This window comes from Streptomyces sp. NPDC037083 (assembly GCF_055606485.1).
In genome coordinates, this window is the sequence record NZ_JBVJSQ010000026.1 from 19,929 (window position 1) to 44,388 (window position 24,460).

The 24,460-nt window shown below is 65.4% G+C and carries 27 protein-coding genes and 1 pseudogene; 16 read left to right on the forward strand and 12 right to left on the reverse strand.

Annotation, left to right across the window (positions count from 1 at the left end):
* Nucleotides 1–1,077: 1,077 nt before the first annotated feature.
* The gene (locus ACZ7DE_RS39560) at nucleotides 1,078–1,212 is read right to left on the reverse strand and encodes a hypothetical protein (RefSeq protein ID WP_470769257.1); all 135 of its coding nucleotides are present in this window, start codon (nucleotides 1,210–1,212) and stop codon (nucleotides 1,078–1,080) included.
* A gap of 1,206 nt (nucleotides 1,213–2,418) precedes the next feature.
* Here ACZ7DE_RS39560 and ACZ7DE_RS39565 point away from each other — a divergent pair.
* The 4 genes from ACZ7DE_RS39565 to ACZ7DE_RS39580 all read left to right on the forward strand — a co-directional run bounded on the left by ACZ7DE_RS39565 (nucleotide 2,419) and on the right by ACZ7DE_RS39580 (nucleotide 5,595).
* Complete coding sequence (locus tag ACZ7DE_RS39565) at nucleotides 2,419–3,162, forward strand: ATP-binding cassette domain-containing protein (protein WP_470769259.1); 744 nt, start codon at nucleotides 2,419–2,421, stop codon at nucleotides 3,160–3,162.
* The gene (locus ACZ7DE_RS39570; RefSeq protein ID WP_470769261.1) at nucleotides 3,163–4,380 is read left to right on the forward strand and encodes a DUF7224 domain-containing protein; all 1,218 of its coding nucleotides are present in this window, start codon (nucleotides 3,163–3,165) and stop codon (nucleotides 4,378–4,380) included.
* Nucleotides 4,381–4,493: 113 nt separating this feature from the next.
* On the forward strand, nucleotides 4,494–5,024 hold the full coding sequence (locus ACZ7DE_RS39575) for a hypothetical protein (protein ID WP_470769263.1): 531 nt from the start codon (nucleotides 4,494–4,496) through the stop codon (nucleotides 5,022–5,024).
* 157 nt (nucleotides 5,025–5,181) lie between these two features.
* Complete coding sequence (locus tag ACZ7DE_RS39580) at nucleotides 5,182–5,595, forward strand: DUF6417 family protein (protein ID WP_470769265.1); 414 nt, start codon at nucleotides 5,182–5,184, stop codon at nucleotides 5,593–5,595.
* A 28-nt stretch (nucleotides 5,596–5,623) separates the two neighbouring features.
* Here the strand turns inward: ACZ7DE_RS39580 and ku are convergent.
* Nucleotides 5,624–6,555, reverse strand: a pseudogene (gene ku, locus ACZ7DE_RS39585) (non-homologous end joining protein Ku).
* A 158-nt stretch (nucleotides 6,556–6,713) separates the two neighbouring features.
* Between ku and ACZ7DE_RS39590 the strand changes: the two are divergent.
* Nucleotides 6,714–8,282 carry a pentapeptide repeat-containing protein gene (locus ACZ7DE_RS39590; protein ID WP_470769267.1) on the forward strand — a complete coding sequence of 523 codons (1,569 nt, stop codon included), beginning with the start codon at nucleotides 6,714–6,716 and terminating at the stop codon, nucleotides 8,280–8,282.
* Between the two features lie 86 nt (nucleotides 8,283–8,368).
* Here ACZ7DE_RS39590 and ACZ7DE_RS39595 read toward each other — a convergent pair whose 3' ends face one another.
* Complete coding sequence (locus tag ACZ7DE_RS39595; RefSeq protein ID WP_470769268.1) at nucleotides 8,369–8,590, reverse strand: hypothetical protein; 222 nt, start codon at nucleotides 8,588–8,590, stop codon at nucleotides 8,369–8,371.
* 39 nt (nucleotides 8,591–8,629) lie between these two features.
* Between ACZ7DE_RS39595 and ACZ7DE_RS39600 the strand changes: the two genes are divergently transcribed.
* The 5 genes from ACZ7DE_RS39600 (at nucleotide 8,630) to ACZ7DE_RS39620 (ending at nucleotide 13,062) form a co-directional block, all read left to right on the forward strand.
* A complete protein-coding gene (locus ACZ7DE_RS39600) occupies nucleotides 8,630–8,989 on the forward strand; it encodes a hypothetical protein (protein WP_470769269.1) in 360 nt (119 codons plus the stop codon).
* A 444-nt stretch (nucleotides 8,990–9,433) separates the two neighbouring features.
* Nucleotides 9,434–10,009 carry a hypothetical protein gene (locus ACZ7DE_RS39605; protein WP_470769271.1) on the forward strand — a complete coding sequence of 192 codons (576 nt, stop codon included), beginning with the start codon at nucleotides 9,434–9,436 and terminating at the stop codon, nucleotides 10,007–10,009.
* A gap of 184 nt (nucleotides 10,010–10,193) precedes the next feature.
* Nucleotides 10,194–11,393, forward strand: a complete 1,200-nt coding sequence (locus ACZ7DE_RS39610) for a pentapeptide repeat-containing protein (protein WP_470769273.1) — start codon at nucleotides 10,194–10,196, stop codon at nucleotides 11,391–11,393.
* A gap of 123 nt (nucleotides 11,394–11,516) precedes the next feature.
* On the forward strand, nucleotides 11,517–12,236 hold the full coding sequence (locus tag ACZ7DE_RS39615; protein WP_470769242.1) for a hypothetical protein: 720 nt from the start codon (nucleotides 11,517–11,519) through the stop codon (nucleotides 12,234–12,236).
* A 55-nt stretch (nucleotides 12,237–12,291) separates the two neighbouring features.
* Nucleotides 12,292–13,062, forward strand: a complete 771-nt coding sequence (locus ACZ7DE_RS39620; RefSeq protein ID WP_470769243.1) for a transposase — start codon at nucleotides 12,292–12,294, stop codon at nucleotides 13,060–13,062.
* A gap of 340 nt (nucleotides 13,063–13,402) precedes the next feature.
* Here the strand turns inward: ACZ7DE_RS39620 and ACZ7DE_RS39625 are convergent, their stop codons facing one another.
* Nucleotides 13,403–14,074 carry a hypothetical protein gene (locus ACZ7DE_RS39625; RefSeq protein ID WP_470769275.1) on the reverse strand — a complete coding sequence of 224 codons (672 nt, stop codon included), beginning with the start codon at nucleotides 14,072–14,074 and terminating at the stop codon, nucleotides 13,403–13,405.
* Entirely contained in the window at nucleotides 14,071–14,673 is a 603-nt protein-coding gene (locus tag ACZ7DE_RS39630; RefSeq protein ID WP_470769276.1) for a sigma-70 family RNA polymerase sigma factor, read from the reverse strand. The genes ACZ7DE_RS39625 and ACZ7DE_RS39630 overlap by 4 nt, the downstream gene beginning before the upstream one ends.
* A gap of 610 nt (nucleotides 14,674–15,283) precedes the next feature.
* Here ACZ7DE_RS39630 and ACZ7DE_RS39635 point away from each other — a divergent pair.
* The 4 genes from ACZ7DE_RS39635 (at nucleotide 15,284) to ACZ7DE_RS39650 (ending at nucleotide 17,939) form a co-directional block, all read left to right on the forward strand.
* Nucleotides 15,284–15,499, forward strand: coding sequence for a DUF397 domain-containing protein (locus tag ACZ7DE_RS39635; protein ID WP_470769277.1), 216 nt, complete (start codon nucleotides 15,284–15,286; stop codon nucleotides 15,497–15,499).
* A gap of 409 nt (nucleotides 15,500–15,908) precedes the next feature.
* Nucleotides 15,909–16,298: a hypothetical protein gene (locus tag ACZ7DE_RS39640; protein WP_470769279.1), complete on the forward strand. Its 390-nt coding sequence runs from the start codon at nucleotides 15,909–15,911 to the stop codon at nucleotides 16,296–16,298.
* Between the two features lie 81 nt (nucleotides 16,299–16,379).
* Complete coding sequence (locus tag ACZ7DE_RS39645; RefSeq protein ID WP_470769281.1) at nucleotides 16,380–16,679, forward strand: hypothetical protein; 300 nt, start codon at nucleotides 16,380–16,382, stop codon at nucleotides 16,677–16,679.
* 555 nt (nucleotides 16,680–17,234) lie between these two features.
* On the forward strand, nucleotides 17,235–17,939 hold the full coding sequence (locus ACZ7DE_RS39650; protein ID WP_470769283.1) for a hypothetical protein: 705 nt from the start codon (nucleotides 17,235–17,237) through the stop codon (nucleotides 17,937–17,939).
* Between the two features lie 54 nt (nucleotides 17,940–17,993).
* Here ACZ7DE_RS39650 and ACZ7DE_RS39655 read toward each other — a convergent pair whose 3' ends face one another.
* The 4 genes from ACZ7DE_RS39655 to ACZ7DE_RS39670 all read right to left on the reverse strand — a co-directional run bounded on the left by ACZ7DE_RS39655 (nucleotide 17,994) and on the right by ACZ7DE_RS39670 (nucleotide 20,559).
* A complete protein-coding gene (locus ACZ7DE_RS39655) occupies nucleotides 17,994–18,212 on the reverse strand; it encodes a hypothetical protein (RefSeq protein ID WP_470769285.1) in 219 nt (72 codons plus the stop codon).
* Between the two features lie 778 nt (nucleotides 18,213–18,990).
* Nucleotides 18,991–19,371, reverse strand: a complete 381-nt coding sequence (locus ACZ7DE_RS39660) for a PIN domain-containing protein (RefSeq protein ID WP_470769287.1) — start codon at nucleotides 19,369–19,371, stop codon at nucleotides 18,991–18,993.
* Nucleotides 19,368–19,625, reverse strand: a complete 258-nt coding sequence (locus ACZ7DE_RS39665) for a hypothetical protein (protein WP_389780944.1) — start codon at nucleotides 19,623–19,625, stop codon at nucleotides 19,368–19,370. The genes ACZ7DE_RS39660 and ACZ7DE_RS39665 overlap by 4 nt, the downstream gene beginning before the upstream one ends.
* Before the next feature lie 742 nt (nucleotides 19,626–20,367).
* On the reverse strand, nucleotides 20,368–20,559 hold the full coding sequence (locus ACZ7DE_RS39670) for a GNAT family N-acetyltransferase (RefSeq protein WP_470769289.1): 192 nt from the start codon (nucleotides 20,557–20,559) through the stop codon (nucleotides 20,368–20,370).
* A gap of 10 nt (nucleotides 20,560–20,569) precedes the next feature.
* On the opposite strand from ACZ7DE_RS39670, the gene ACZ7DE_RS39675 reads away from it, so the two are divergent.
* Nucleotides 20,570–20,914, forward strand: a complete 345-nt coding sequence (locus tag ACZ7DE_RS39675) for a hypothetical protein (protein ID WP_470769291.1) — start codon at nucleotides 20,570–20,572, stop codon at nucleotides 20,912–20,914.
* Entirely contained in the window at nucleotides 20,911–21,705 is a 795-nt protein-coding gene (istB, locus tag ACZ7DE_RS39680) for an IS21-like element helper ATPase IstB (protein WP_060905623.1), read from the forward strand. Before ACZ7DE_RS39675 ends, istB begins: the two co-directional genes overlap by 4 nt.
* Before the next feature lie 49 nt (nucleotides 21,706–21,754).
* Here istB and ACZ7DE_RS39685 read toward each other — a convergent pair whose 3' ends face one another.
* The 3 genes from ACZ7DE_RS39685 to ACZ7DE_RS39695 all read right to left on the reverse strand — a co-directional run.
* Nucleotides 21,755–22,273, reverse strand: a complete 519-nt coding sequence (locus tag ACZ7DE_RS39685) for a YceI family protein (protein ID WP_060905622.1) — start codon at nucleotides 22,271–22,273, stop codon at nucleotides 21,755–21,757.
* A 949-nt stretch (nucleotides 22,274–23,222) separates the two neighbouring features.
* Nucleotides 23,223–23,624 (reverse strand): DUF6009 family protein, encoded by a 402-nt coding sequence (locus tag ACZ7DE_RS39690; protein ID WP_470769294.1) that lies wholly within the window; start codon nucleotides 23,622–23,624, stop codon nucleotides 23,223–23,225.
* Nucleotides 23,621–24,460, reverse strand: an 840-nt coding sequence (locus tag ACZ7DE_RS39695; protein WP_470769295.1) for a DNA primase family protein, incomplete at its 5' end; no start/stop codon positions are given. The genes ACZ7DE_RS39690 and ACZ7DE_RS39695, both read right to left, overlap by 4 nt.

Genomic DNA, 24,460 nt, shown 5'->3' on the forward strand with positions numbered 1-24,460 from the left:
GGTGCGCGAGCCGTGGCTCACGTCAGGGAGGAAGTCCCTAACTCTATCCAGTTCCAGGGCGGACCCAGTGGCGCCGTCGAAGTTGCAACCGGCGAAACCGACTGTCGTGCTGGTCGAGTCTCTGTGATTGTCTGTCCAGCGGCGAGACTCTTCGCCACCGTGCCAATTACTGATGTGGCTACCCCAGCTTCCCTCCGCCGAAGCTGGTGTTGCCGTCGTAACGGCAGCAGTTAGTACTGCTGCCACGAGTGCGACGAGGCGGCGTAAATTAACCTTCATTCACATTCCTCTTTCGTGAGCTTGCGAAAGCCGGCCGTGAACTTCGCATCCATGTGCGGTCTGCGAGCTATGCAAACCCTAAGTTCGCGATCTGCAGTGTGGCAATGTGCAACCAGTCTCTATTGGTCATCTGCGCAACGCAGCCCAGAACCGCCGGAATCATCACAGAAGCAATCGCTGTACAACCGCTCCCATCTACCAGTTACCGGTAACGCTGCGCAACGAAGTCGGCTGCGTCTGCGTGCTCGACACAGCGTGACACTGCTTTGCGGTCCGTAGCCGCCCCTAAGTCGCGCCTAGAGCACGGCTCTCTGGCACATACACTTGCAGAGCTGACCTAATTGTCACGTTACGTGACCGGACCCAGCGGTGCGTCAGCCGGGCAATCAAAGAATGCGACGGCAGACCCCAGCAGGAAGCTTGTCTGAAGATCACGCCTCGCCTTGTCGCGTGTCTGCTGGGCAGGGCCCTCTGCCCGAGAGGGCCTCCACTGGGAATAGGGATACCGATTGGATTCGGCGCGCTCGTCTGATGGGGTGCAGCGTCGGACAGGGATCGCCGGAACCCTACATTCGCCGGGTGTGCAGCCACGGAGCTTCCCAGTGGGCGTACTCAACGACCGCTGAACCCTTTGACACGGCCATCAGGACATACGGTCCGAGAGATCATCGAGCGCCGGCCTCGACATGGACGGAGACGCACGGCGATGCGGGGGCGGCCGCCTCAGGCCACCGTCCGCGGGTTGAGCTGAGAGGGGCGCGCCAGCAGGAGACGCTAGTAGCGCGGGTCGCTGAAACGTCATGCGCGATCGCAAGAGAAGAGGGCTGCCGGCCGGTAGATGTCGGGCAACGGCGCGTCTTCAAGCGCGCGATCGCCCGGCTCCACGACTTCCGTCGCCCGCGCATCCGCCGGGAACGACGCGACGACATTCACGATGTATTCCTTGAGCTCGCTGTCTACAGATCACCCGCCGCCACGTCAAACCGCTTTGTAGGGACAGTTAGCGCGACCTCAACTGGAGCGGTGGCCACGGGTCCCGCGAGGCCGTGTCGGCCGTTATCCGCGGCTTGAGAGCTTGTCCAGAGCATCACCTTGAAACGTGCAGGAGGTACTGCCAGTTGAGTTACTGGCGATCACTATCGGACATGTTCACTCCACCGCCGTCGTTGGAATGCCCTTGCAGAGGCCAAACTGTCGCCGCTACAGCTAGGAACAGGTCCCCCTTCCGTTGACGATCGCACGCTGGCTAGAAATTACCTTCGTCCCCAAATTTACCGTCTGATGACTTTACGTTAGATTGCGCGCATCTCTTCCCGTCACTCGCGCCTAGACATGGCACCCCCACGTGACAGATTCAGGTGACTTAACCCAAGTTGACGTCGCCGCGAAGGCGACCCCAAGCGCCACTCGCGGGCGCATTGGACGTCACTCCGGCCACCTCGCCGACCATCCGTCCGCTTACGTGACCGATCAACAGCTCTAGGTGCAATCAGCAGGTAATGAGTAGCATCACATTTCGGACATTTCCATAGAAGGCGACCGCTACAGCCGACATGACTGATCTTGATGCCGCTCAGTTGCCGAACCTCTGTCCGGAACGTACGTTCCAGGTCGTCGTGACTCCCGGTTCCGAGGGAAGCAAGACACGACCAAGGCGCACTAACACGGATTGGAATGGCATGGACATGAGAGTGAATCGGGCGGGGGTAGTCGTGGCTGCTGCTTTAGCTGCGGCTTTTTCCCTGGCTCCTCCGGCTTCGGCTGAGGGAAGCTGGAGCAGCTCGATATCCAACTGGCGAGGCGGTGACGAATCCCGCCGCTGGACGGACGGCCATAACGACGGCGCAAGCACGACTGTGAGCTTCTCGGGCTGCAGCTTCGGAGGACCAAGCTCCGTTACGCTTGAGCTTGATCATGTTCGCGACTTCCTTCCGGACGTGAGCCACGGCCAGAAGAGGAACTCTTGCGGCACGTCGTCCTGGGGCGAGGTGGGGGCCGGACAGTTCTACTTCATCTACATTGGCTCGACCAGGCTCAGCGTCAACAGCGTGGTCACCCGCTACTGACAGACCTCGAACCGCCGGCGGCCCCCGGCACCCCGGGGGCCGCGCCTCTCACGGAAGTCGACAGAAGGCCGGAATGACCATCCAAGTCTCGCGCTGTTCCTTTGGCTACCGGCGCCGGGATCTCGTCCTCGAAGACCTGACCCTCACGTTACCGTCAGGCTGCGTTGTGCTCCTCGGGCCGAACGGCGCGGGCAAGTCCACATTGCTGGCACTTCTCGCATCCGCGCTCAGGCCCCGATCGGGCAGCGTGACGCTGGGCGACCTCGACACGAGCAGACGAGGCGATCTGAAGCGCTATCGCAGGCAAGTCGGCTGGCTGCCACAGCAGGTGACCCCCGTTCCTGGGCTGCGAGTCAGAGAGCAGGCTGCATACGCCGGGTGGCTGAAGGGCTTGTCGCGGCGGGAGGCATGGGACAGCTCCCTGGAAGCGATCAAACGGGTGGGGCTGGGCGAATTGGCCGAACGCTCCGCCGCCCAGCTGTCAGGAGGCCAGCTGCGGCGCCTCGGCATCGCCCAGACGCTGGTGCACTCGGCGCGGATGGTCCTCATGGACGAACCGACCGCCGGCCTCGACCCGACACAGCGCAGAGTGTTCCGCGCTCTCCTGGACGACCTCCGGGATCAGTCGAACTTCGTGGTGTCCACCCATCAGACGGAGGATCTGGCTGACAGCTACGACCTGGTCATCCTCCTCGATCAGGGCCGCATCCTCTTCGAAGGGTCGACTGCCTCCTTCCTCGACCTCGCGCCGCGTCAGGTCGCGCGGGAACGCCGAGCCGAGGCCGCCTACGCCGGCCTCGTCAAGGAGGAGATGTAAGTGCCCTGGCGCGTCGTTTTACGCGTGTCCATCGCCCCGCGCATCGGCATCGTGCTGATCCTGTGGTTGCTTGCCTACAAGGGCAACGTCACCGCCATGGTCACACGCGGGTACTGGGAGTCGGTTGCCGCGCAGAGCACTGCTCTGCTGGTCTGGACGGCACCGGCAGTGGCCGCATGTGGCGCGTGGGAGGGTCTGCGTGTCCGGCAGTCCCGAGCTCTGCAAGGGGCCCCGGCCCGTTCCTTCAGCAGCGTTTCCCTGGCTGCCCTGACGCCCACCCTCGTGCTGGGCGTATTCGCGGTGGCCCTGGCCCTGGGTCTTCTCCTGCCGCAGGCCGCCGGCAGCCCGAACTGGACCTCCGCAGCGGTATTGGGCCTGGAACTGCTGGTGATCGCGGCGCATACGGCCGTGGGGTACGTCATCGGGCTCAGTCTGCCTCGGCTACTGGCCGTTCCCGCAGCGATAGTGGGCAGCTTCGTGTGGATGGCATACCCGGCGGCAATGAACGTCTTCTGGGTGCGGCAACTGAATGGCACGAACCTCGCCGAGTGCTGCGCGCTCGACCAAGTAGCAGCACCCCGCAGCATCCTGGCCCCGGCGCTTGTTTCTATCGCCATGCTCATCACCGCCCGGCTGGTGACACTTCGGCAGTGGAAACTGCGGATCTTGGGACCCATCGTTTTGACCCTGGCCGTCGCGATCTCAGCGTGGATCGCCAACCCTCTTGGATACACCGCGGCCGAACCTCGGCCCGCCGCGCTGCGCACCTGCTCCGGCACGCAGCCAAAGGTCTGTCTTTGGCCCGAGCAACACGGTGTCGCCGGAGACATCGTCAAGTGGGCCACCGACGCACACACCCGCTTGGCTGCTCTAGGGGTTACCACCACTCCAGAGCTGTCTCCGCGATCACCTGCACCGACATCGAATGACGTGCGGTCTCTTGTCGCGATGAGCGCCCTGCCCGAAGATATCCCCACATGCGCCACGTATGGCGAGTGGCCCGGAAGCCGAGCATTTGGACCGCTCAGTTTCTGGCTTACCGTCAACGCCGGCGTGGACCCCAAGGTCGTTGCATCGCGTTACGCACCCGAGGAAGCCGACGCTGCTACCCGCGTTCTTCAGCGTCCCCGCACAGCTCAGTTGGCATGGTTCCAGCAGAACGCCAAAACTCTGACACGATGCGACCTCCAGCCCGTTCTTGACGCTACGCGCTACTGACGCCGCCACCACAAGCCGATTGACAGAGAGATTCATCCATGGACTGGTGGCTTCACGTCCGCCGAGTACCTGCAGTCTGCGCCAGCCTCGCCGCTTGCCTGGTACTCGGTGCCGTGGCTGATTCGATCCAAGTGCCCGTACCGGTGGTGGTGGGCGGACTTTCGTTCGCGTTCCCGCTGCCGTTCCTACTGCCACTTGCCCCGGTGTGCCTCATCTTGCACGGACAGTCCCGCGGAGGCAGTTCCATCGAGGTGACCTCCGTCCGTCCGGTACGCCTATGGGATGCTGCGTTCATGGTGGCCTGTACGGCTCTGACGCTGGTCGGCGGTTGGCTTATCTCGTCAATGACCGGCCATCTCCTCGCCGCCGGCATGGCCCGCAACTTCCTTGGCTACCTCGGACTCGCTCTCCTCCTGCGCGCATTCACCAACCCGCGGGTCGCGGCCGCCGTGGTCACCATGTTCCCGATTGCCTGTGCAGCGTTCGGCGTTCACTACGGGATACCTGCCAAATGGGCATGGCCGCTGCATGAGCCCGGCTACCTTCCGGCGTTCATCGCGGCGGCTCTCCTGGGGGTCGCAGGCTTGGCCGCTGGCCTTCTTCCCATTTCTACGGCTCGCCTGGCGTACTCATCGGAGCGGTGATAGGTGGCATTGACCTGGCAATTGCGCTCGAGTTCCTACCTCAGTGGAGGCCCGGCATGACGAGTACACACCACCCCTGACACACGTCGGACGAACTCGCCGCCCGCTATGCTGCCGGTGACCTGCAGGAGAAGTAGGCCCGGTCCTTAGAGAAGCAGTGCTGGCCTGCGCCAGCACTGGCAAACACGAGAAGGCCCGCACCTGTGGCACACACCGCCTCTGCCTTTCTGCCACCAGAACGAGGCGAGTACCTCACCCTGCGCCCGGAACTCAGCCCCCAGACCACCGGTCTCGCCGCGCCTCGTCGGGTGAGGCGGTAGGTGCGGGCGGTGTAGAGCAGGGCGATGCCGACGCCGAGGGCGGCGACGACGGCAACCATGGCGGTGCGCAGTCCGGTGACGAGCGCGGCCGATCCTTCGCGTACGGGTTCTGGCTTCACCGGCTGACGGGCTCCGCGGCCGAGGGCAACCGCTTCGAGCGCGACTACGGCATCTCCCACTCACCCGAGAGCGAGGTCTCTGCCGGTCGCAGGCACACGTCTGGGACCAGTGCCGCCTCCACCTCGCCGTAGTCGGCGGCCGACGCGGGGCGGACCTGTCTCAGGCCGACCTCGACCTGCGCTGCGCCGTCTTCTTCGCCGTCTTCTTGGTCGGCTGCTTCGCGGCGGTCTTTTTCTTCGCGGCCGTCCTCTTCGGCGTCGGCAGCTCGTGCACGTCGGCGTCCTCGCCGCGCGCCGCCTTCGCCTTCGCCTTCGCCTTCGCCTTCGCCTTCGACACGGACTCCGTCAGGGCGGCCATCAGGTCGAGAACCTGGCCCGGCTCCTTCACCTTGGGCACCTCCGGCAGCGGCTTCTCCGCCCGCTTCGCCTCAATGATCTTCGCCATCGCTTCGGTGTACGTGTCCTTGAAGTCGTCGCCTCGAGGTCGTCGCGGGCCATGGTCTCCGTCAGGGCGAGCGCCCCCTTGATCTCATCCTCGGAGACCTCCACCGGCGATGGGAGCAGCTCGGCGGGGTCGCGGATCTCGTCGGGCCAGCGCATAGCGTGCAGGACGATCACGTCGTCCCGCACCCGCAGCAGGCCCAGGCGCTCGCGCCCGGACCACGCGTACTTGGCGACGGCCACATTCGACGAGCGCTCCAGGGCCTGCCGCAGCAGCTTGTAGGGCTTCGCCGCGACCTGACCGTCGGGGGCGAGGTAGTAGCCCTCCGCGATGCGGATCGGGTCCACGGAGTCCAGCGGCACGAACGCTTCGATCTCGATGGCCTTCGCCGTGGGCAGCGGCAGGTCGCGCAGCTCCTGATCGGAGATCGGGATGACCTGGGTCTTGGTCAGCTCGTAGCCCTTGCCGATCTACGTGTTCGACACCTCGCGGTCCTCGACCTCGCACACCTTGCGCGTGCGGATCCGGCCCATGTCCTCCAGGTGGTACTGGTGGAACTGGATGCTGTGGTTCTGGGTAGCGGACTGGACGTGGATCGGCACCGTGACCAGGCCAAAGCTGATCGCGTCGGACCAGATCGTTCGGGGCATGGCCAACCTCCGCGACGGCCCCGAGCACCACCAGCCTAGGAGCACCCACTACGGCTCGCATCGCCTGCAGGGCAGCCCGAGCAGCCCCCGCGCTGAACGGAGGCCGGGACGGCCGGGCCGCTGCAACCGGCCGTGCGCCCGCGTCTGTCCTGTCGGTCATGAGCCCTCGCCCGCCCCGACGCCAGAGCGAACGGCGCGGCCTGCGCCTGTGGCCCGTCGGCCCCGTCCTGATCCTGGCCTTCACCACCGCGGTCCTGGCGGCCTCGGCCGTCTTCTACGCCGGCTGGAACCTCCTGGACGTCCACGAGCTGAAGCCCGAACGCCGCATCGACTCCAAAACACTGTTCGACCTGGTCAAACTCGCCTTCGGCGTCGTCGCCGGCGCGGGCGCCCTCGTCGCCCTGGTCGTGGCCTACCGCCGCCAGCGCGTCGACGAGGACGGCGCCCTGCGCGACGCCACCCGCCTGCACACCGAACGCTTCACCACCGCCGTCTCCCAGCTCGGCGACGCCTCCGAAGCTGTCCGCCTGGGCGGCGTACACGCCCTGGCCGGACTCGCAGACGACGCCCCCACCCGTCAGCTGCGCCAGACCTGCATCGACGTCCTGTGCGCCTACCTCCGCCTGCCCTACGTCGCCGAAGACGACCTACCGGCGAACGATGCGGGAGCCCGCCACGCCTACCTTGCCCTGCGCGAAGTCCGGCACACCATCATCCGACTCATCCGCGACCACCTCCGCCTGTCCATCGAGCATCACGACTCGTGGCAAGGACACGATCTCGACTTCACGGGCGTGACCTTCGACGGAGGAGACTTCAGCGGCGCGACGTTCTCCGGTGGCACGGTCGACTTCGTCGGGGCGGCGTTCGCCAGCGGCAGGGTCGACTTCCGCGAAGCGACGTTCTCCGGCGGCAAGGTCAAGTTCGGTGCCGTGAAGTCTTCCGGCGGCATGGTCGATTTCGGCGGCGCGACGTTCACCGGCGGCACGGTCTTCTTCGGCGGGGCGACGTTCTCCGGCGGCGTGGTCGATTTCGGCGGCGCGAGATTCGCCGGCGGCACGGTCGACTTCGGCGGGGCGACGTTCTCCGGCGGCACAGTCGACTTCGGCGGGGCGACGTTCTCCGGCGGCACGGTCCACTTCGGCGGGGCGAGATTCTCCGGCGGCACGGTCCACTTCGACAGGGCAAGGTTCTCCGGCGGCATCGTCCACTTCGGCGGGGCGAGATTCTCCGGCGGCACGGTCCGCTTCATGCGTGCGACGTTCTCCGGCGGCACGGTCCGCTTCGACATGGCGACGTTCTCCGGCGGCACGGTCCACTTCCGCGTCGCGAGGTTTTCCGGAGGCACGGTCCACTTCAGGGGCGCCGTGTTCTCCGACGGCACGGTCGACTTCAGCGCCGCGACGTTCTCTGGCGACACGACGGTCGACTTCAACGCCGCAACGTTCGCCGGCGGCACGACGGTCGACTTCAGCGTCGCGACGTTCGCCGGCGGCACGGTCGACTTCCGCGCCGCGTCGTTTCCCGACGGCACGGTCCACTTCGACGGAGCGAGGTTCTCTGGCAGCACGGTCCACTTCGGCGGGGTGACGTTCGCCGGCGGCACGGTCCACTTCGGCGGCGCGGGTGGGATCGTCTTTCCACTCGATCTGCTCCCTGCAACAGGCGCCCCCATGCCACCTGGGCTCATCGTGCCCGCAGGCTGGCTGCTACCACCGGCACCTTGAACCCCTGCTTGTACGAGGCGACCACCATGGCGCTCACGGGGCAACGGGTGCCGCAGACGTGCGGCACCCCAACCTCGGCAACCGTGCTACCTCGTCTTCCCCTGCTTGGCGGCGGGCCCGGGCCGCCGGTGCGCAGTCACTCCGGCTTCGGCAGGCGCGGCACTCTTCGCCCAGCGGGCGTAGCGCTCGTTCTCCGACGAGATGGCCAGCTGCTTGAGCGCCCGCTCGCGGTCCGACAGGTCCAGATCTCGCGGCAGGTCCAGCCCCGTCGTCATCGGCCGGTACGCCAGCTGCGCGTCACGGCTCATCGCCACCTCCGCAGAGCCGCCGCAGTCAACCTCGGCATCTTGCTCGCGAAGGCAGGGCGGGTCGAGGAAGCCGAGGAGTTTTACCGCCGGGCCGCAGACGCCGGGCACGCCCGCGCGGCGTTCAACCTCGGTGGTCTGCTTGCGAAGGCAGGGCGGTGTCAGGAGGCCGAAGGGGCGTACCGCCAAGCTGCGAACGCCGGAGACGCCGGCGCGGCGCTCAACGGGGCTGTTTCGCCGCGGACGCCGGAGACGCCGACGCTGTGGTCAACCTCGGCATCCTGCTCGCCGGAAAGACAGGCACTGCCCTGCGCTGTCACCGCCGTAACCGATCATGAACCGGAATGCCAGGCCAAGTTCAACGTCCGCGCTGGAAGCGGCGCCACCTCATACGGACGTTAGGAGTCCTTGGAGACGACCACGCTTTGCGACGCGATCGATCGCAGGTTGAGGCCTCGCATCGCCAGAATGGACGCCATCCCCCATACGACCGTGGCGAGGCCGGCTGCTACCTCACGGGCCGGCCCCGGCGTCCCCTACTGGTGAAGAGGCAGTGTTCTGACCGTGCGCTATTCGCGTTACTTGCGGAGGTAACTGGTCAGATGGAGTAACTCCCGAGCGGGTGGTTCCTCGCTTGGCACATCTACGTGTGCAGCAAGCTGCTCCAGTGACAGACCTGCGCCAGCGGTGCGCGGGCAGCGGCTGGCCAGACCGCTCAAGTTGCCCGCTGCCCGCCCAGCGGCTTTCATGATCTTCATGTGCAGCGTCCGATGACGCTCATTCCCGAGAGGACGCCGCGGGATGCCAGAGGGGTCAGGCTCAGAGTCCGGTCACAGTCAGCCACTGGTGGGGGAGCTCGCAAGGATTCGGATCCGCATTGAGGCTCACCTTGCCGAGCCCGATCGGCCCGAGAGCGACGTCAACACCGTCACTCTGGAAAGACTTATCGCACGCGGGATTTCCCACGTGTCGGAGGAGGTTCATGAGGAGATTTACCAGGCTGTCTACCAAGAGCTCGGGCCCTCAGCGAACATCACAGTAGAGCCGCTTGTGATCAAGATGGGGCACAGTGTCGAAGTTCTGGTGATCCTAGCTGCGCTCGGCAGTTTTCTCGGCACATACAACGACCTAATTGAAAAGATTAGCGTTGCGGCGGAACACACACGGCGCATCGTGTCGAGACTGATGCGCCGCACCGTCGGGGCAGAACCGGGGCGTGCAATGGACGTGACGGCCTCCTGGACAATTGGCTCAGCCGGGGAGCGACTCATGGGACGGGAAGCACAGCTCGAATCGGTACAAGGATTTTCAGCACCTAACGGCCAGGCGCGCGAGCAGCTGTTGAATCTCTTGATTGCCTACGTGTCCATCGTCAGCACCGTTCTACTAGCTGTGGTTGGATATCTCCTAGGGCGGGGGTAAGTTACCTGCGCGAAGCGTTTTACTGGTGAAGAGGCCGTGTTCTAGCCGTGCGCTATTCGAGATGCCGGCAAGAACCGTGCCACACCGACACGTCCGTTTAACGTGCACCCCATCCAGGTGGTCTTTCGCCGCGCGGAGTCGAGCCGCACGACCGGTTGGCCGAGCAGACGCTGTGCTGAGCGGCATGAACACGGACCAGAAATGGTGGCGCCGGCGTGGCCTGGTTCCGGTGTGGTACGGACTGACAGTCATTGCCGCGATCGCGGCGGCGGGAGCCGCCGTGTGGCGAGTGCCTTGGTGGATCGACGACCACTACCTCAAGAATCTGACGCAGCCGGTAGCAACCACGGTATCCGGAGTGCGCACAGCCCTAGTAGCGATCGGCGCCGGAGCCCTGGCCGCGATCGGAATTCTCTACACCCACCGCACTCTGCAGCACACCCGGGAGAGGGACCGCGAGCAGACGGAGCTGACCCGAGACGGGCAGGTCACCGACCGATACACCAAAGCCGTCGGCCAACTCGCCTCAAACAAGCCGGTCGAGCAGCTCGGCGGGATCTACGCTCTGGAACGGATCATGCGGGACTCGCCGTGCGACCACGCCACTGTTGTGGAGGTTCTCGCCGCATTCGTCCGCGAACACGCACTTGTGCCGGCCAAGCCCCTCTCGACCCAGGACCGCTTGCGACTCGCGCGCCGACGCCTTCGCGCCGGAATGCCGGACTCGGCGCCAGCGCCCAGAAACCTCGGCAGACCGGCTATGGAACCCACGAGCCCAGCCGAACCGGTCCAGGCAGCGCTGACCGTGCTAGGCCGTCGACCAGAAGGCCGCGATGAGCCATTCCGGATCAACCTGTCTTGGGCATACCTACGCGGAGCAAACCTGATTAACGCCCGCCTGCAGGGGGCGATCCTGCACGAGGCCGACCTGGAGAAGGCGGACTTGACCGGCGCCCGCTTGGAGAAGGCGATCCTGACCAAGGCCCACCTCGACTGGGCAGTCCTGCACGAGACCCACCTCGAGGGCGCGAACTTGACCAAGGCCCATCTCGAGAATGCGACCCTGACTGCTGTCCACCTGGAAACGGCGAACCTGACCGAAGCACGCCTGCAGGCCGCGGTCCTGTACGGCGCCCACCTGCAAAATGCGAACCTGACCGGTGCCTATCTGTGGGCATACGTCTTTGGCGCCAGTCTGGAGGGGGCAGATCTGAACGGGACCCACCTTGAGCTGGCGTCAAATCTGATGGTCGAACAAGTGGTCTCTGCTAGACCTCGGCACTCTACCCATCTGCCGGATCTCCTTGCTGAGATTGACGAGGTGGTTGCACGGATCATCGCTGTAGAGGAGGAAGAGCACCGCGGTGAGCCTCACTCCGGCTGAAGATTCAATTCCATCAGTGTTGTTCTGTGCGCTACTCGGTAGCTCTGAGGGCCGCTAAAGGCTGTCCCGCTATGTGCATGAGGTGGCTGGGGCAGTCGTGGGAGCAACAGCCATACTCGATGCGTGACGATCACGGACGTTGACGGTCTGCTGCCAGACCCGCGGGATCTACTGGCGGGGACCGACTGGGCTTCGCTCGAACATGCCTGTGGGACGGCCGCAGGAACGCCTGCTCTGCTGGCCGGCCTGCTGGCGGATGACGTCGGCACGCAGGCCAGGGCTCTGCGTCACCTCGACGATCCGGTGCATCACCAGAACACGATCTACTCAGCGACCGTGCATGCGGCGGTATATGTGGCGAAGATCCTCAGGGACCCGCGCACGGGCACCCTGGTGGCCGACCGCGACGGCCGGGTCCTTCCGTTGCGCGCCGCCTTGCTGGACTGGGTCAAGTCGGTGGCCACCGAGGTCGACAGTGAGGCAGAGACCCACATGGCGCGCGTGGGGCTTTGCCTGGACGAGCATCCGGAGTCCGTCCAGATCCGGGCCCTGCGTCCCGACCTCTTTCAGGCCGTCTCTGCTTTCCTCCACGCTCCGGACCTTGCTGTTCAGGAAGCAGCCCTTGCTGCGGCTGTTCCGCTCCTGGACGCCCCGGAGCTCATTGGGCAGCGTGCCCTTCTCACACCGCTGGTCCGTGATGTGCTGGCCTCCAGCGGCAATCGTTCGTATCGATTCAGCGCCGGCCGTGGCCTCAAGTCCTGGAGACAAGAGACGCGTTCGCTGCCCGACGAGCAAAACGAGGACCTGTGGGCGGGCGACTGCAGCAGCGAACCACCTTTTTGACCTGGAGAAGAAGGAGAGCATCTGTCCCCGGCCGATGTGATGCCATGATCGCGTTGTGGCTGGTTTGATCACGGCGTCACAGCCGTCCTGGATAGGCCCGTTCACCGGGCTGAGCCCGCGCTGCTTCGGCAAACTGGTGACCGCCCTGCGCCACGAGGGGGCGGACATGATCCGCCGGGGTCGGCCCTGGAGCCTGCACCTGCCGGACCGCGTCCTGCTGGTAGCAGCGTACTGGCGCACAAACTTGACGCTGCGCCAACTCGCCTTGCTGTTCGGAATCTCGAAGTCTGCGGCCGCCCGGATCATCAACCACCTCGCGCCACTTCTCGCTCTACGGCCGCGCCGACGGTTCCGCAAGGACACCGTGCTCATCGTGGACGGCACCCTGGTCCCCACACGCGACCACACGGTGGCCGAGCAGTCGAAAAACTACCGGTATTCCACCAACCACCAAGTCGTCATCGACGCCGATACACGGCTCGTCGTCACAGTCGGCCGGCCTCTGCCCGGCAACCGCAACGATTGCACGGCATGGGAGCTGTCCGGAGCGAAGGCTGCCGTCGGCAACACCACGGTGATCGCTGACGGCGGCTACCGCGGAACTGGCCTGGTGATCCCGCACCGCCGTCAACCAGGCCAGGCCGAACTCCTGGCCTGGAAAGAGGAGCACAACCGTTCACACCGCAGGGTCCGTGCCCGTGTCGAGCACACGTTCGCCCGCATGAAGAGCTGGAAGATCCTCCGCGACTGCCGATTGAAAGGCGACGGCGTTCATCACGCGATGCTTGGCATCGCCCGCCTGTACAACCTCGCACTTGCCGGTTAGGCCCACCCAAGGTGGGCATCCTCGATGCTGACCATGCCAAGTCAGTCGATCATTGCGGGACAACCTTTAGGAACCTGTTGGGACCCAGGGCTCCTTTTGCGTGGTGAAACACTCGAGTGATGCGGCTCTGACACTCAGTTCAACGAAGCACCCGTTAGCCTTGGTTGAACCCCGAACCTCATGGCCCAAAAGACCTACGGCCGACGGCCTGCAGGCGTGGGCCCGCGAGATCCGCCATAGGCGCTCTGGATCGCTGAGGCCGCAGAAGCTACGACTCCGCTCCCAGATACGCAAACCACTCTCCGGCGGATCGAGCCGGCGCGTGCGGGGCGCGTCGGTTTCAGCGCCGGGTGAAGTCGTGCAGTTGGTCGGCGAGGCGCTGGTCGGGGCGCCGGACGATGATGCACGAGTCGGCCTGCGCGGTGGCCAGACGGTCGACTTCCATCTCGAGGCCCCCAGAGGGAGCGCTCGCGAGGCTGGAGCCGGTCCTGCGCACGTACATTGCGACGGCCTCCAAGGTGGCGAGGAAGGTGCTGTCGGGGGCGTCGGAGTCGAGGACGTCATCGGTGACCTCGTGAAGCCAGTGCCGTGCTTCCCGGGTCTCGCCGAGGGAGAGGTGGTGCAGGTGCAGGCAGTAGGCAGCGGCCCGGTGGCCGGCCCCAGCGGCGAGCTGCCACCAGAACTGGGCGCTCTCGCGGTGGTCGGTCAGGTGGAGCAGGCACGCGAAGACAAGGGCACCGTCCACGTCCAGGTGGCGGTCGTCCGTGAGCATCTCAGGTTCTTGGGCGAGACGGTCGACGTGGTCGGCGGCGTCGGGCTTGTTGAGGATCCAACGGCACACCACCGACAGCCGTTGCCCGGCCTGGGCGGCGCGGACGGTGTCCGGGTGCGGCTTGGCCGCGACGGCGGCCGCATCGACGGCCAGGCGGCGCAGGGCGGCGCCCACGTCGAAGGCGTCACGCGGTGCGGTGGGGATACGGGCGTCGGCCAGAAGCTCATCAATGGCGGTCACTGTCCTGTCCCCTTCTTGTTCTTGCCGGGGGCCGCGGGCAGTCCCAGCCGGATACGCAGGCGTTCCTTGCCCTTGCGGCCGTGGTAGTCGACGGTGCGGGTGTCCAGGCCCATGTAGCGGGCGATCCGCTTCGTGGGGTAGCCGAGCAGGTGGCGCAGGACGATCACCGTGAACTGGCGGGTGGGCAGCTCCAGGACCGCCTCGTACAGGCCGCCGGCGCTGCGGCTGAGCTCCAGCTGGCTGCGGACCGCCTCGAGGTTCTGCGTTATCGGGCCGTTGATGAGGAACGCCGGCGGACGTCCGTCTTCTTCAAGACGGCGGGTGACGCCGCGGTGCAGCACAGCGAGCGTCTGCTGTTCGAGGTCGCCCTGCTGCAGCAACTCGTCCCAGCCTCCGAGGATTTCCAGGAACACCTGATGGACCACGTGTTCGGCGGTGCGGCGGCTGCCGAGGTGGATCTCCGCGAAGTCGTGGAAGAACTCCTGGTGCCCTAGGTAGAAGCCCTCGAAGTCGAGGGGCAGATCGGGCGGGGCCTGGACGGGCTGGCCGTGGCCGCCGTCCTGGGGCGATACGTCAGTGGTGACGTCGCCGTTGCCCATGCAGTCCTCCAGGCGGTGAACACCGGTTCCTCTCCGTCGAGGCCGGCAGGTTCGGACGCAGGCCAACTCGCCCGCGTGAGGGCCCCGTTGAGTGGGGCCCTCACGCACCACCCTGGCGTTTTTCGGGTCCTGAAACTCAAGCACCCTCCAGAAAACCGTGACTCTGCGATCCTCAACATAAACGGAACGTGATTGCGGAGTTAGTCTGCGAGTTCGAAAATCGGCCGTGAGCTGCGGCGACTGACTTAAGGGCGAAAGTTCACATTTCAAGAACCGTCGGACTCGTGGCACAGCTCACACTGACCTCGGCACTGCGTGGGCATCCCGCGAAGCGCAAGTCGCCACGGGCGGCCGTCTGTGCGCACAACCGATCCGCCGTCACTCGTTCGAGTGAGGTGCGTCGTTGCAGACATCCCGGTGTCCGCGAGCCGTCGCCGAAAGAGCCAGCCGACGATGTGAAGGCGGCACGAATCCAGGTCCGCGCTCGACTCGCCAGATCGACCACGCATCCGCCCGCTGAAGCCCAATCACAGAGGTGTGACTGACCACTCCAGTTGGCGGGTTGAGCACTTCAGGCGGTGGCATCCACCGCACCGGACGTGAAGGTGCTGTGACCCTCCACAGACCGCGTGGGTACCGCGCTGGCAGCCGCGGCGACTGCGTCGAGGTCACCCTCGCCCCCACCGTCCATATCCGCGACTCCAAGGACCGGCAGAGACCTCGACTCGCCCTCTCCCTGGCCCTGGAGGGCGCGATAGGTGGATCCGAGGGCAATGATGTCCGCTTCAGGTGCGGAGGAGCCCGTTCAGAGGTTCACTGGAGATAGTGAACGTCCGCGGTTTCCTATCAAGAGGGGAGATTGAGGTGACGCCGGTAGAAATTTCAAGAAAGGCAGTAATCCTCGGACCCTATCCTTGGTCTGGCGGCACTGCGGAACCACTACTTCCGGGACAAAGTAAATTCTTTGCGGCTCGGATCCTTAGCCCGGTCCATGGCGCCGCGCAAGTCCTTCGGTCCCTGACCGTCACAGCTACTGCAAGTCAGCATGCGGACGTCCAAGCCGTGGGTGTCACCGACCTCAGCATCGTCACGGAACCCGATGGATACATTGGGGTCAACTTCAATGTCACTAACTTTCACGCCTCAAACACTCTCTACGAGTTCAATTACTACATCGCCATGATTACCCCTGAATAACCTGCCGGCGATGGAACCCGGAGCGACTTCAACGCTAAGTGGAGAAAATTCAACACTACCTGAAAGGGGAGATTGAGGTGACACAAGCTGATGTCGCACAAAGGGTCTCGACAAGGGTAATTCTCCTCGGTCCCTATGGGTGGTATTCGCCTGGTAACCTACTTCCAGGCCATCATGTCGTTCGTTCGCACAGGATCCTTGAGACGATAGACGGTTACCCGCAAATCCTTCAAGCTCTGACCGTCACAGTGGCTGCGCCCGATGAATATGCCGAAGAAGTCCTGGAGGGCGCTATGAGCGTTACTGACCTCCACGTCATCACCATGCCCGATGGAGTGATCGGCGTCAACTTCATCATTACCAATGTCCACGCAACGAATCCTGTCGAGTTTTTTAATTACTGGATCGCCATGAGGGTCCGCGAATGATGGATTCCGGCCTCAAAAAGAGGGGAGATTGATGTGACATCAGACTATGTTGGGCAAGTGACTTCGAGAAGGACTGTGGTCATGGGGCCCTATCCCTGGCCTGATAACGACACTGCAGAACCATTGGATCCGGGTCAAAGTAAGTTCTTTGCGGAAAGGATCCTTAGCCCGGTCCAGGGTTCTAAGCAAGAACTTCGTTCCCTGACCGTTACAGCCGTTGCGAGGCAGCATGCGGACGTCCAGGCCGTGCGCGTCACCGACCTCCACGTCGTCAAAGAATCGAGTAATTATCTTGGGGTCAACTTCAGCGTCACCAATGCGCATGCCTACAACGCTCTCCACGCCTTCGAATTCTATATCGCCATGATCGTTCCTGAATGAGGGGATCCCAGGATGAGATTCTTCGTTGTCCATGACGCCGAAGGCAGGATCTATGAGGGGCTTAGCTGCCCTTCGAATGTACCAGCTCCGGGCTTGGCGACGGATCGGGATCGATTTATCACGGAAATTGAGCTGCCGAAAGGCCTCGCCGACGGCTCGAACTCCGACCTCATACGCGAGTTCATGAAAACGCATCGGGTAGAGGTAACTGATCAGAAGGCCACAGCCGTACGGCTCTGAAGGCTCACCTCTCCGTACCCGGCGGCCTGGCCAAGTTCGTGACGCTGACCTATCAAGACATGTAGTGCAGTTGTTCCTCCGAACCGACGACACGCATCTTTGGCCCGACGCGGAGGCCGGCAGCCCGGAGTCGATCTCCGTGGGGTGCCGGAGGCGTGGTCAGCGGTCCATGCGCACGGCCGCTCTCACCGCGCCGAAACGGGATCATGAGAGGGCTGCGGGACTCTCATCTCTCCAGAGTCGGTTCTGCCCGGTCGCCGCGCATCCGCAGCGCTATGGAGGCAAACCAGCGGCCGCAGAATTCTGGCGACGGCGGTGAACACTCACCCCGCCATGTCGACTGCTCACTCGCCAACTGAACTGCTCAGTCACAAGAGGTCGGAGGCCCAGGCCACGGGCTGGCGTTCACAATTCGATGTCGAGCCGTTCCACGTCGGTGAACTCGACGCCCAGCCCGTGCGCGCGGCTGTTGTTGGCGCGGAAGTACATCTGTGCGAGGCCGTCGGCCGCGATCTGCTGGAGCTGCTGCTCGGTGGCGCCCTGCTCGCGGGCGGTGAACAGCTGGTCCGCGAACTCGGGCGGCAGGGCCTGGGTGATGTCGCGGATCCGGGCGTCATCGGTGGTGCCTGCGGCGGCGGTGAAGCCGAAGCGGGCGCGGGTGGAGACGACCAGGCCGTCCGCGACGCGGGCGGCGACAGCGTCGACGACCAGGTCGCCACGGTGCGCACCGAACTCGACATCGCCGGCCTCACCTCGCTGACGCCCGCGATCGAGTTGGCCTGCGCATTCCACCAGGCCGTCCTCGACGACCACACCGCACTGCACGCCACCATCACCCGGCTACGAGAAATGACGTCCGACGACGATCATGCTTACTTCGTCGACATCGCCCAGTTCATGGCCGACCTGCCTGTCGATCAAGCTTCCGCAGCCCGGTGGCTCGACGGTGAACAGGACATCCGCAGCCGCTGGCGGGGCCTGGTCATCGCCCGTCAGGCGCACCTGCGCGCCGGACGGTGACCAAAGAGGGGACCCGTTTCCCACGGAAAACGGTCCCACTGCCACAACTGCCCTTCACACCGTCCCTCGCTGTCGCTTGATCCAACGCACCACGGCGAGAACAGCTTTCACCAGGCCGACGACGATGGGTGCCGCAAGCCCAGCGGCGATGGCCGCGATGGCGCTTGCGATCGCGGCCGGGATGAGGAGCAAGGTGATGAGCGTGAGCCTCCCCGCGAGGCTGTCGAAGTAGCCAACCGTACTGATCCACAGCCACACCGCAGCGGTCGCCATGCCAGCGCAGAAGACCAAGGCCGCCGTAAGGAAGTATGACAACTCGACCCACTCGGGAAGGTCGTTCGCTGTGCGTCCGACCGCTCGCGCCGGCGAGGGCCTGGTCGCTGCGGCCCGCCTCGTCCCCCCTGAAAGCCGTGCCCGATAGCCGCTGTAGACGCCTCTGCCGCTGGACCAGCCCGAATAGAAGCCCATGTGAGATCCCCTCCCCTTGACCGGGATCATCCTTTCAGGCCGCTAGACCGTCGACTCCGGGTCCAGGGAGTCGGCCGGAATCGACGACGTGGCCGCGATGAACCCGGCCCACGCCAAGCGATGGCCGGACCGCTTGCGCAGGATGGCATCAGTGACCTGCAGCTTCCACCCCGCTCGATGACCAGCGCGCCAGTTGTGGCGTCCAGGTGGTGGCTGGTGGGTGCGTTTCTCGCCGGAAAGCCGTGCGACGGACTACGGGGGCTTCGCTCAGATGTGGGCGAGGACCTGGCGCAAGCGTCTTCCCGGCGGCTCCGCCATGTCGATGGCGTCTCTGTCGTCGTAGCCGGAGGCGATGAACACGTTGATGGCTGGGGCGTGCGCGAGGCGGTGATCTCGCCCACTTCAATGGCCGGCCTCCCTCTCGGGCTGCCCCTCACCAGCACGGTAGCTCGATGAAAACAGCCCGCGCTCCAGTGGTGGCGGGGCGCCTGGTCACCGCCAAGCGCAGTCACCTGCGCGCCACCCGATCAAGCGCTGCAGGCCCCGCCGGATTCGGCGGAACCCGCAGACTCTGTTGCTGTGATCAGGGGGTGAGGTCCAGCACGCGGACTGGTTCACCCGCCCACCGGTGTGGGGCCGTGGTCGCGATGATCGCGCCGTCCGGACGGTCCGGGGTGGGCTGCGCCGCGTGCTGGCTGTGGGCCGCGGCCCAGGTCTCCTGACGCGCGACGGCCAGGGCGGCGGCCAGGTCCAGATCGAGGACGGTGATGCCGGGCAGGGAAGCCAGGTGCTCGGCCGTGCCGGGCCGGGCGCGATCGGCTTCCACTAACGCGCACGCCGGGGCGTACAGGAACCAGCCCGACTCGGCATGGGCACGGTGGATCAGACGGGAAGCAAGGACGTTGCCCTGGCCGGCTGCGGCCATCGCGGTGTCGTCCAGGACGATGTGCACAGCGTCGCTCACTGGCTGGTCACCTGGGCCAGGCGCCGGTCCAGCTCGCTGTCCAGGTCCTGCTCCTCGGCAGCGGTCGGCGCGTAGCCGTTCCACTCCTTCAGCGCGGCCCGGGCCTTCTCCGCCCGCTCGGCCCGCTCGGCCGGAGTCAGCAGCGTCTCAGCGAGACGGGCGAGATACGCGCGCAGCGACAGACCCTCAGCGGCAGCTATGGCGGCCAGCCGGTCCTTGGCTTCCTCGGGGATACGGACGTTGGCATCGGACATCGTCGTGCTCCTTCCCATCCCTCAAGGGTACGGGTACGTACCCGTACCCGTCAGGTGGCTGATTCCAGTCACAACCCTGTTGCCTGGCCGAATCCAGCGCCATGCTGTGACGGCGGTGATCCTCTAAACCCCCGTGGAGGCCCCCCGCCCCTTGACCCCGCCCGTGTGCTGTCACATGGGCGGGACCGCGCCGTCCCTCCGGGCCCTCCCCGCGGGACCACCGACCCTGCCGAGCGGTGGCCGAACCGCCTAAATAGAACATGTGGACGATAACTTGCGGGAGGAAGCACTTCCGAGAGTGCCAACTCGCTGGATAGCCGCTGCTCATGCTCGCCTCAGGGGGCATAGCAGTCCCCGAGGCCAGCCAGGCGCTGCACCTGGTCCACGAACCGCCGGGTGACAGCCGGCGGGCCGTAGCGGTCGACGTGGTCGAACACCACCTGGCGATCACGAGCGACGGCGCATGCGCCACTCCAGGACCTGCTTGCGGGTCAGGTCCTCGAGGACGAGCTCCTGCCTGGTCGACATCGCCGTCGACCAGGTCGGGCGCGGTTACGGAACGCGGCGAGGGCAGGACGACCGGCGCCGGGGTTGTCCAATCACGCTTCCGGTGCCGTTTGCCACGACGTGGAGAGCACCTCGTGCCAGAAGGCCCGGAGCGCTGGGCGCTCCAGGCTTTCGCGTGTCTGCCAGTTTCACCATTCGGCCTGGGCGCTCTTCGACGTGTGTGTGGATGAACGAGTTACAAGTCGGCTTCCAGGACCACCGACTTCGCGGCGAAGCCATGCCGCTCGTAGAACTTGATGGCATCGGGGTTGCTTGCGTAGGCGGTGACATCGGCGCGCTGAGCCTGCTGCTCTTTGGCCCAAGCCATGAAGCCGGCCAGGAGGCGGGCGCCGATCTGCTCGCGACGCCACTCGGGCTTGACGTACATGCTGACCAGAGTGGCTGTAGTTATCGGCTTCATCGGGGAGGCACCTGACAGCACAGCCGTCAGGTGGCCCACATCCCACGAACACCTGGTCGCCGGGCTTGCCTCCGCACTCAGGGCCGGCGCCCTGACCGCGGACGCCGTCGCCCTGGAGGCACGGAAGGCGGCCGAAGCCGACGAGGTCGCGGATCTTGTCCCGGCCAAGCCGGACCGGACGAACGTGACCTCGCTGACCGAACGGCGGCTGGCCCAGCTGCCGCCCGACACCCGGCCGCCGCCCTCGGTCGCGGCCTACGACCAGCTGCTGCGAGCACGGCAGCCGGCCGATCGCCCCGCCATCCAGGGAGAGATGCCGTGACCCTCAAACGCCACCGCGGGCTGACCGAACAGGCCGCCGACGCCGCCGTCGACCAGGCATGCCGCATGCTCCGGCTGCCAACCATTCGGGCCCAGTTCCCCGACCTGGCCGAAGCCGCCGCCCGCGACCAGATGTCCTATCGCGGCTTCCTCGCTGAACTTCTGATGGCCGAGTGTGACGACCGGGCCCGGCGACGCTCCGAACGACGCATCAAGGCTGCGCAGTTCCCGCGGGAGAAGTCGCTGCGGACCTTTGACTTCGAGGCCAACGGGAACATCGACGCCGCGGTCATCCACACCCTGGCGACCTGCGAATGGGTCAAGAAGGGCCTGCCACTCTGTCTCATCGGCGACTCCGGCACGGGCAAGTCCCACCTGCTGATCGCGCTCGGCACCGAGGCCGCCATGGCCGGCTTCCGGGTCCGCTACACACTCGCCACCAAACTGGTCAACGAGCTGGTCGAGGCCGCGGACGAAAAGGTCCTCACCAAAACCATCGCCCGCTACGGACGCGTCGATCTCCTATGCATAGACGAACTCGGCTACATGGAGCTGGACCGCAGGGGCGCTGAGCTGCTGTTCCAGGTGCTCACCGAACGCGAGGAGAAGAACAGCGTCGCCATCGCCTCCAACGAATCGTTCGGCGGGTGGACCAGGACGTTCACCGACCCGCGGCTCTGCGCGGCCATCGTCGACCGCCTCACCTTCGGCGGGAACATCATCGAGACCGGCACGGAGTCCTACCGGCTCGCCAGCACCAGGGCGGCCCGAGCGCAGGACGCCGCAGGCTGACCTCATCATTGTCACGCTGATCCGTGCGCTGCTTGGCACCACGATCGGTTCAGCAGTGCGCGACGACTTCCAAAGTGATCTTGAGATGCCGGCCCGTCATGCCCTTGGCCTTGGTGATGCCGAAGGAGTACCGGTCGATCGTGGTAGTGCCGCTCGCCGTTATCCGCTTGTCCTCGTGGGCAATCGTGCCGAGTGTGACGGCGATCGGCTGAGTCACCCCACATACGGTCAACTCGCCGTACAGAGTGGCATCAGCGTCGGATCGTTCCAGACGCTGGCTCCGGAAGCCGATCTCGGGATGCCGAGCCACGTCGAGGTAGTCAGAGGACCTGACGTGGTCGTCACGCTGCTGATTGCCCGACTCGAAGCTTCCTGCCTCTATTACGACGTGCACCAACGACTCGTCTGCCGGGTCCGCCACAGTAATGCGGCCATGACCGATGGCGAAGGTACCTCGGACTGGGAGCAGCCCGAACATGGCGCGTGTGTCGAAGCGGACCGTTGATGCCGCCTGATCGATCTCGTATGCACCTGCTGCTGGTAAGAGCTGGTTCCCTGATGCTGCCATGAGCTCGTAGCCTCCGTGTGAAGATCAACCCGTGATGGGTCAGCCTCTCGCAGCGGCAGCGGGTATGCCAGCCCCCACGTGCCAGCATGGCTGACAAGGACGTCCTAGCAGGCGGCCAAAGCGTTGTCGGTTCTCGTCACCATTTCTGCGGCGTTGATCGCCAAAGTGCTGTCCGAAACCGTCGACAAACGTTGTCCGCTCTCGCTTACGAAACCAGCTCCTCGACTGGGGTCACCGGCCCGGCCAACCGGAGGTCCACCGCCAGCCGCACCCGTTGGCCCACGCTCAGCATCATCGATCCTTCGTCTTCCTCGTCGGTGCGATCCGGTAAATGTGGCGCCGCCAGGCGTACCGGAGAGGAGAGGATCATCCCACCCTCGCCTCTGGTCCCGACACGATCGAGGCTCCTCGTCGACTAACGGGCACACCGCGCGACGGGCAAACAGGAGCCGAGACGGTCTGCTGAACCTGGCGAGAGCGGCTTGGGCAACGTCGAAGAAGCTGGACGGTGCAGGCACCCGTGGGCCGGGCCGCCGAGCGCGACAGGGACGCGGATCTGGCGAGAGTCGGCGACCGCCACGACGGCCACCATGCTGTAGTCGGCCAAGACGCAGATCGGGACCCGTACCGCTGCGTCGGAGCGTGCCCTCACCGTCCCCATGCGATTGAAATCGGCGATTTGACACTCCAACAGAATGAGGACGATCAGCACGGGCGAGAAAGAGCGGGTGTCCTGCACCTGGAGCAGCGTTGCGACGCCTCCACAACAGGCCCTACCCGCCGTGGGCTGCATGTGGCTGCTCCCACGACGGTGCAACGCGGTGACCTCGGCCGACGCGTGAGAAGCACCGGCGGTTCGCGATCCGTCCGTTAGGGTACCGACGGTGTCTGGAGGTGCGGACCACGTCGTCCCCGTGGATGGACGGCTCCGTAGGGCATGGAGGCCTTGTCACAGGGGCAGTGTTATGCCGAGTTCCTGCATGGCGGTTGAGGGCGGCCCGCCTTCGGAGCGTTCGGTCTTGTAGCCCTTGATGCGGGGTTCGAGGGTGCGGGGGTCGACGGCTTCGGCGGGGGCGCTCTTGGCGTAGAGGCCTTCGGGCTGGCTGTCGCGGTCGTGGGGCAGGAGCCAGAAGACGCGGCGGCGGAAGGTGCCGCTGGCGCGGGAGGGTTTGGCGGTGGGGGCTAGGAGGGCGTAGCCGACCATGCGGCCGTCGCGGTGGTAGGCCGGGCGTGCCTTGCGGGTGGGCAGGCGGTCCAGGCTTTGGCGTACGTAGTCGAGGTGGTCGATGTCCTCCAGCCAGACGATGTCGGCTTCGTGGCTGATCTCGTCCTCGGTGATCAGGGAGCTCATGTGCTGGGGTCCCTCTCCTGGTCGGTGAGCAGGCCGATGCCGGGGTAGTGCTTGCGCTGGTTGGACAGGATCATCTCCTTGGGCGAGGCCAAGCCGACGAGTTCCCGGGTGCGGGCGGCGAACGCCCGTGAGGTCATGGCCGGTGCGCCTTCATTCTGGCACCAGGTCTTGTAGACGGCGTAGAGCGCGGTCTGTTCGGCGCGCAGGTCGGGGCCGAGGGTGCAGCACTCCTCGTAGAAGCGTCCGGTGTGGTCTTCGGTTTCGGCGTATGCGGTGGTGGCGATGCGGACGCGTTCGGGTCCGGTGAGGTCGCGGTCGCCGGCGAGGTAGCGGCGGGCTCCGTCGATGAGCCAGCCGAGGATGCCGGGGCCTTCCTCGGTGACGAGGATGTCCGCCAGGTTGTCGATCTTGCGGCTGTCGGGGACGACTCGCTCGAACGGGATCAGGCGCATGCGACGCCAGAAGGCGAAGCCGCCGGTGCCGACTTCGGGCCGGTGGTTGCCCAGCAGCCACAGTTTGTGAGTGGGTTCGAAGCTGAAGAAGTCTTGCCGCATGCGGCGGGCCTTGATGCGGTCGCCGCCGGTCAGCAGCTTGACTCGGGCCTCGTCGAACTTGTCGCCGTGCTTGACCTCGGAGCAGACGATGACGCGCCGTCCGTGAAGTTCGGCGAGGTCGGTGGGGTGGCCTTCGTAGGGGCGGGCCATGAGGAAGCCGGGCGGGGCGGCGTCGGCGTAGTCGCCGAGGAGCTTCATGAGCACGTCCAGCAGGACGGATTTGCCGTTTTTGCCGGAGCCGAAGAGGAAGGGCAGGACCTGGCCGCCGACGTCGCCGGTGAC

Coding starts and splice junctions, on each gene's coding strand:
- ACZ7DE_RS39670 (WP_470769289.1), bottom strand. CDS start 20,559: ATGTACGTCAAGCCCGAGTGGCGTCGCGAGCAGATCGGCGCCCGCCTC.
- ACZ7DE_RS39645 (WP_470769281.1), top strand. CDS start 16,380: ATGGGGCCCTATCCCTGGCCTGATAACGACACTGCAGAACCATTGGAT.
- ACZ7DE_RS39655 (WP_470769285.1), bottom strand. CDS start 18,212: ATGGCGACCGCTGCGGTGTGGCTGTGGATCAGTACGGTTGGCTACTTC.
- ACZ7DE_RS39590 (WP_470769267.1), top strand. CDS start 6,714: ATGAGCCCTCGCCCGCCCCGACGCCAGAGCGAACGGCGCGGCCTGCGC.
- ACZ7DE_RS39685 (WP_060905622.1), bottom strand. CDS start 22,273: ATGGCAGCATCAGGGAACCAGCTCTTACCAGCAGCAGGTGCATACGAG.
- ACZ7DE_RS39595 (WP_470769268.1), bottom strand. CDS start 8,590: ATGAGCCGTGACGCGCAGCTGGCGTACCGGCCGATGACGACGGGGCTG.
- ACZ7DE_RS39665 (WP_389780944.1), bottom strand. CDS start 19,625: ATGTCCGATGCCAACGTCCGTATCCCCGAGGAAGCCAAGGACCGGCTG.
- ACZ7DE_RS39690 (WP_470769294.1), bottom strand. CDS start 23,624: ATGAGCTCCCTGATCACCGAGGACGAGATCAGCCACGAAGCCGACATC.
- ACZ7DE_RS39610 (WP_470769273.1), top strand. CDS start 10,194: ATGAACACGGACCAGAAATGGTGGCGCCGGCGTGGCCTGGTTCCGGTG.
- ACZ7DE_RS39630 (WP_470769276.1), bottom strand. CDS start 14,673: ATGGGCAACGGCGACGTCACCACTGACGTATCGCCCCAGGACGGCGGC.
- ACZ7DE_RS39565 (WP_470769259.1), top strand. CDS start 2,419: ATGACCATCCAAGTCTCGCGCTGTTCCTTTGGCTACCGGCGCCGGGAT.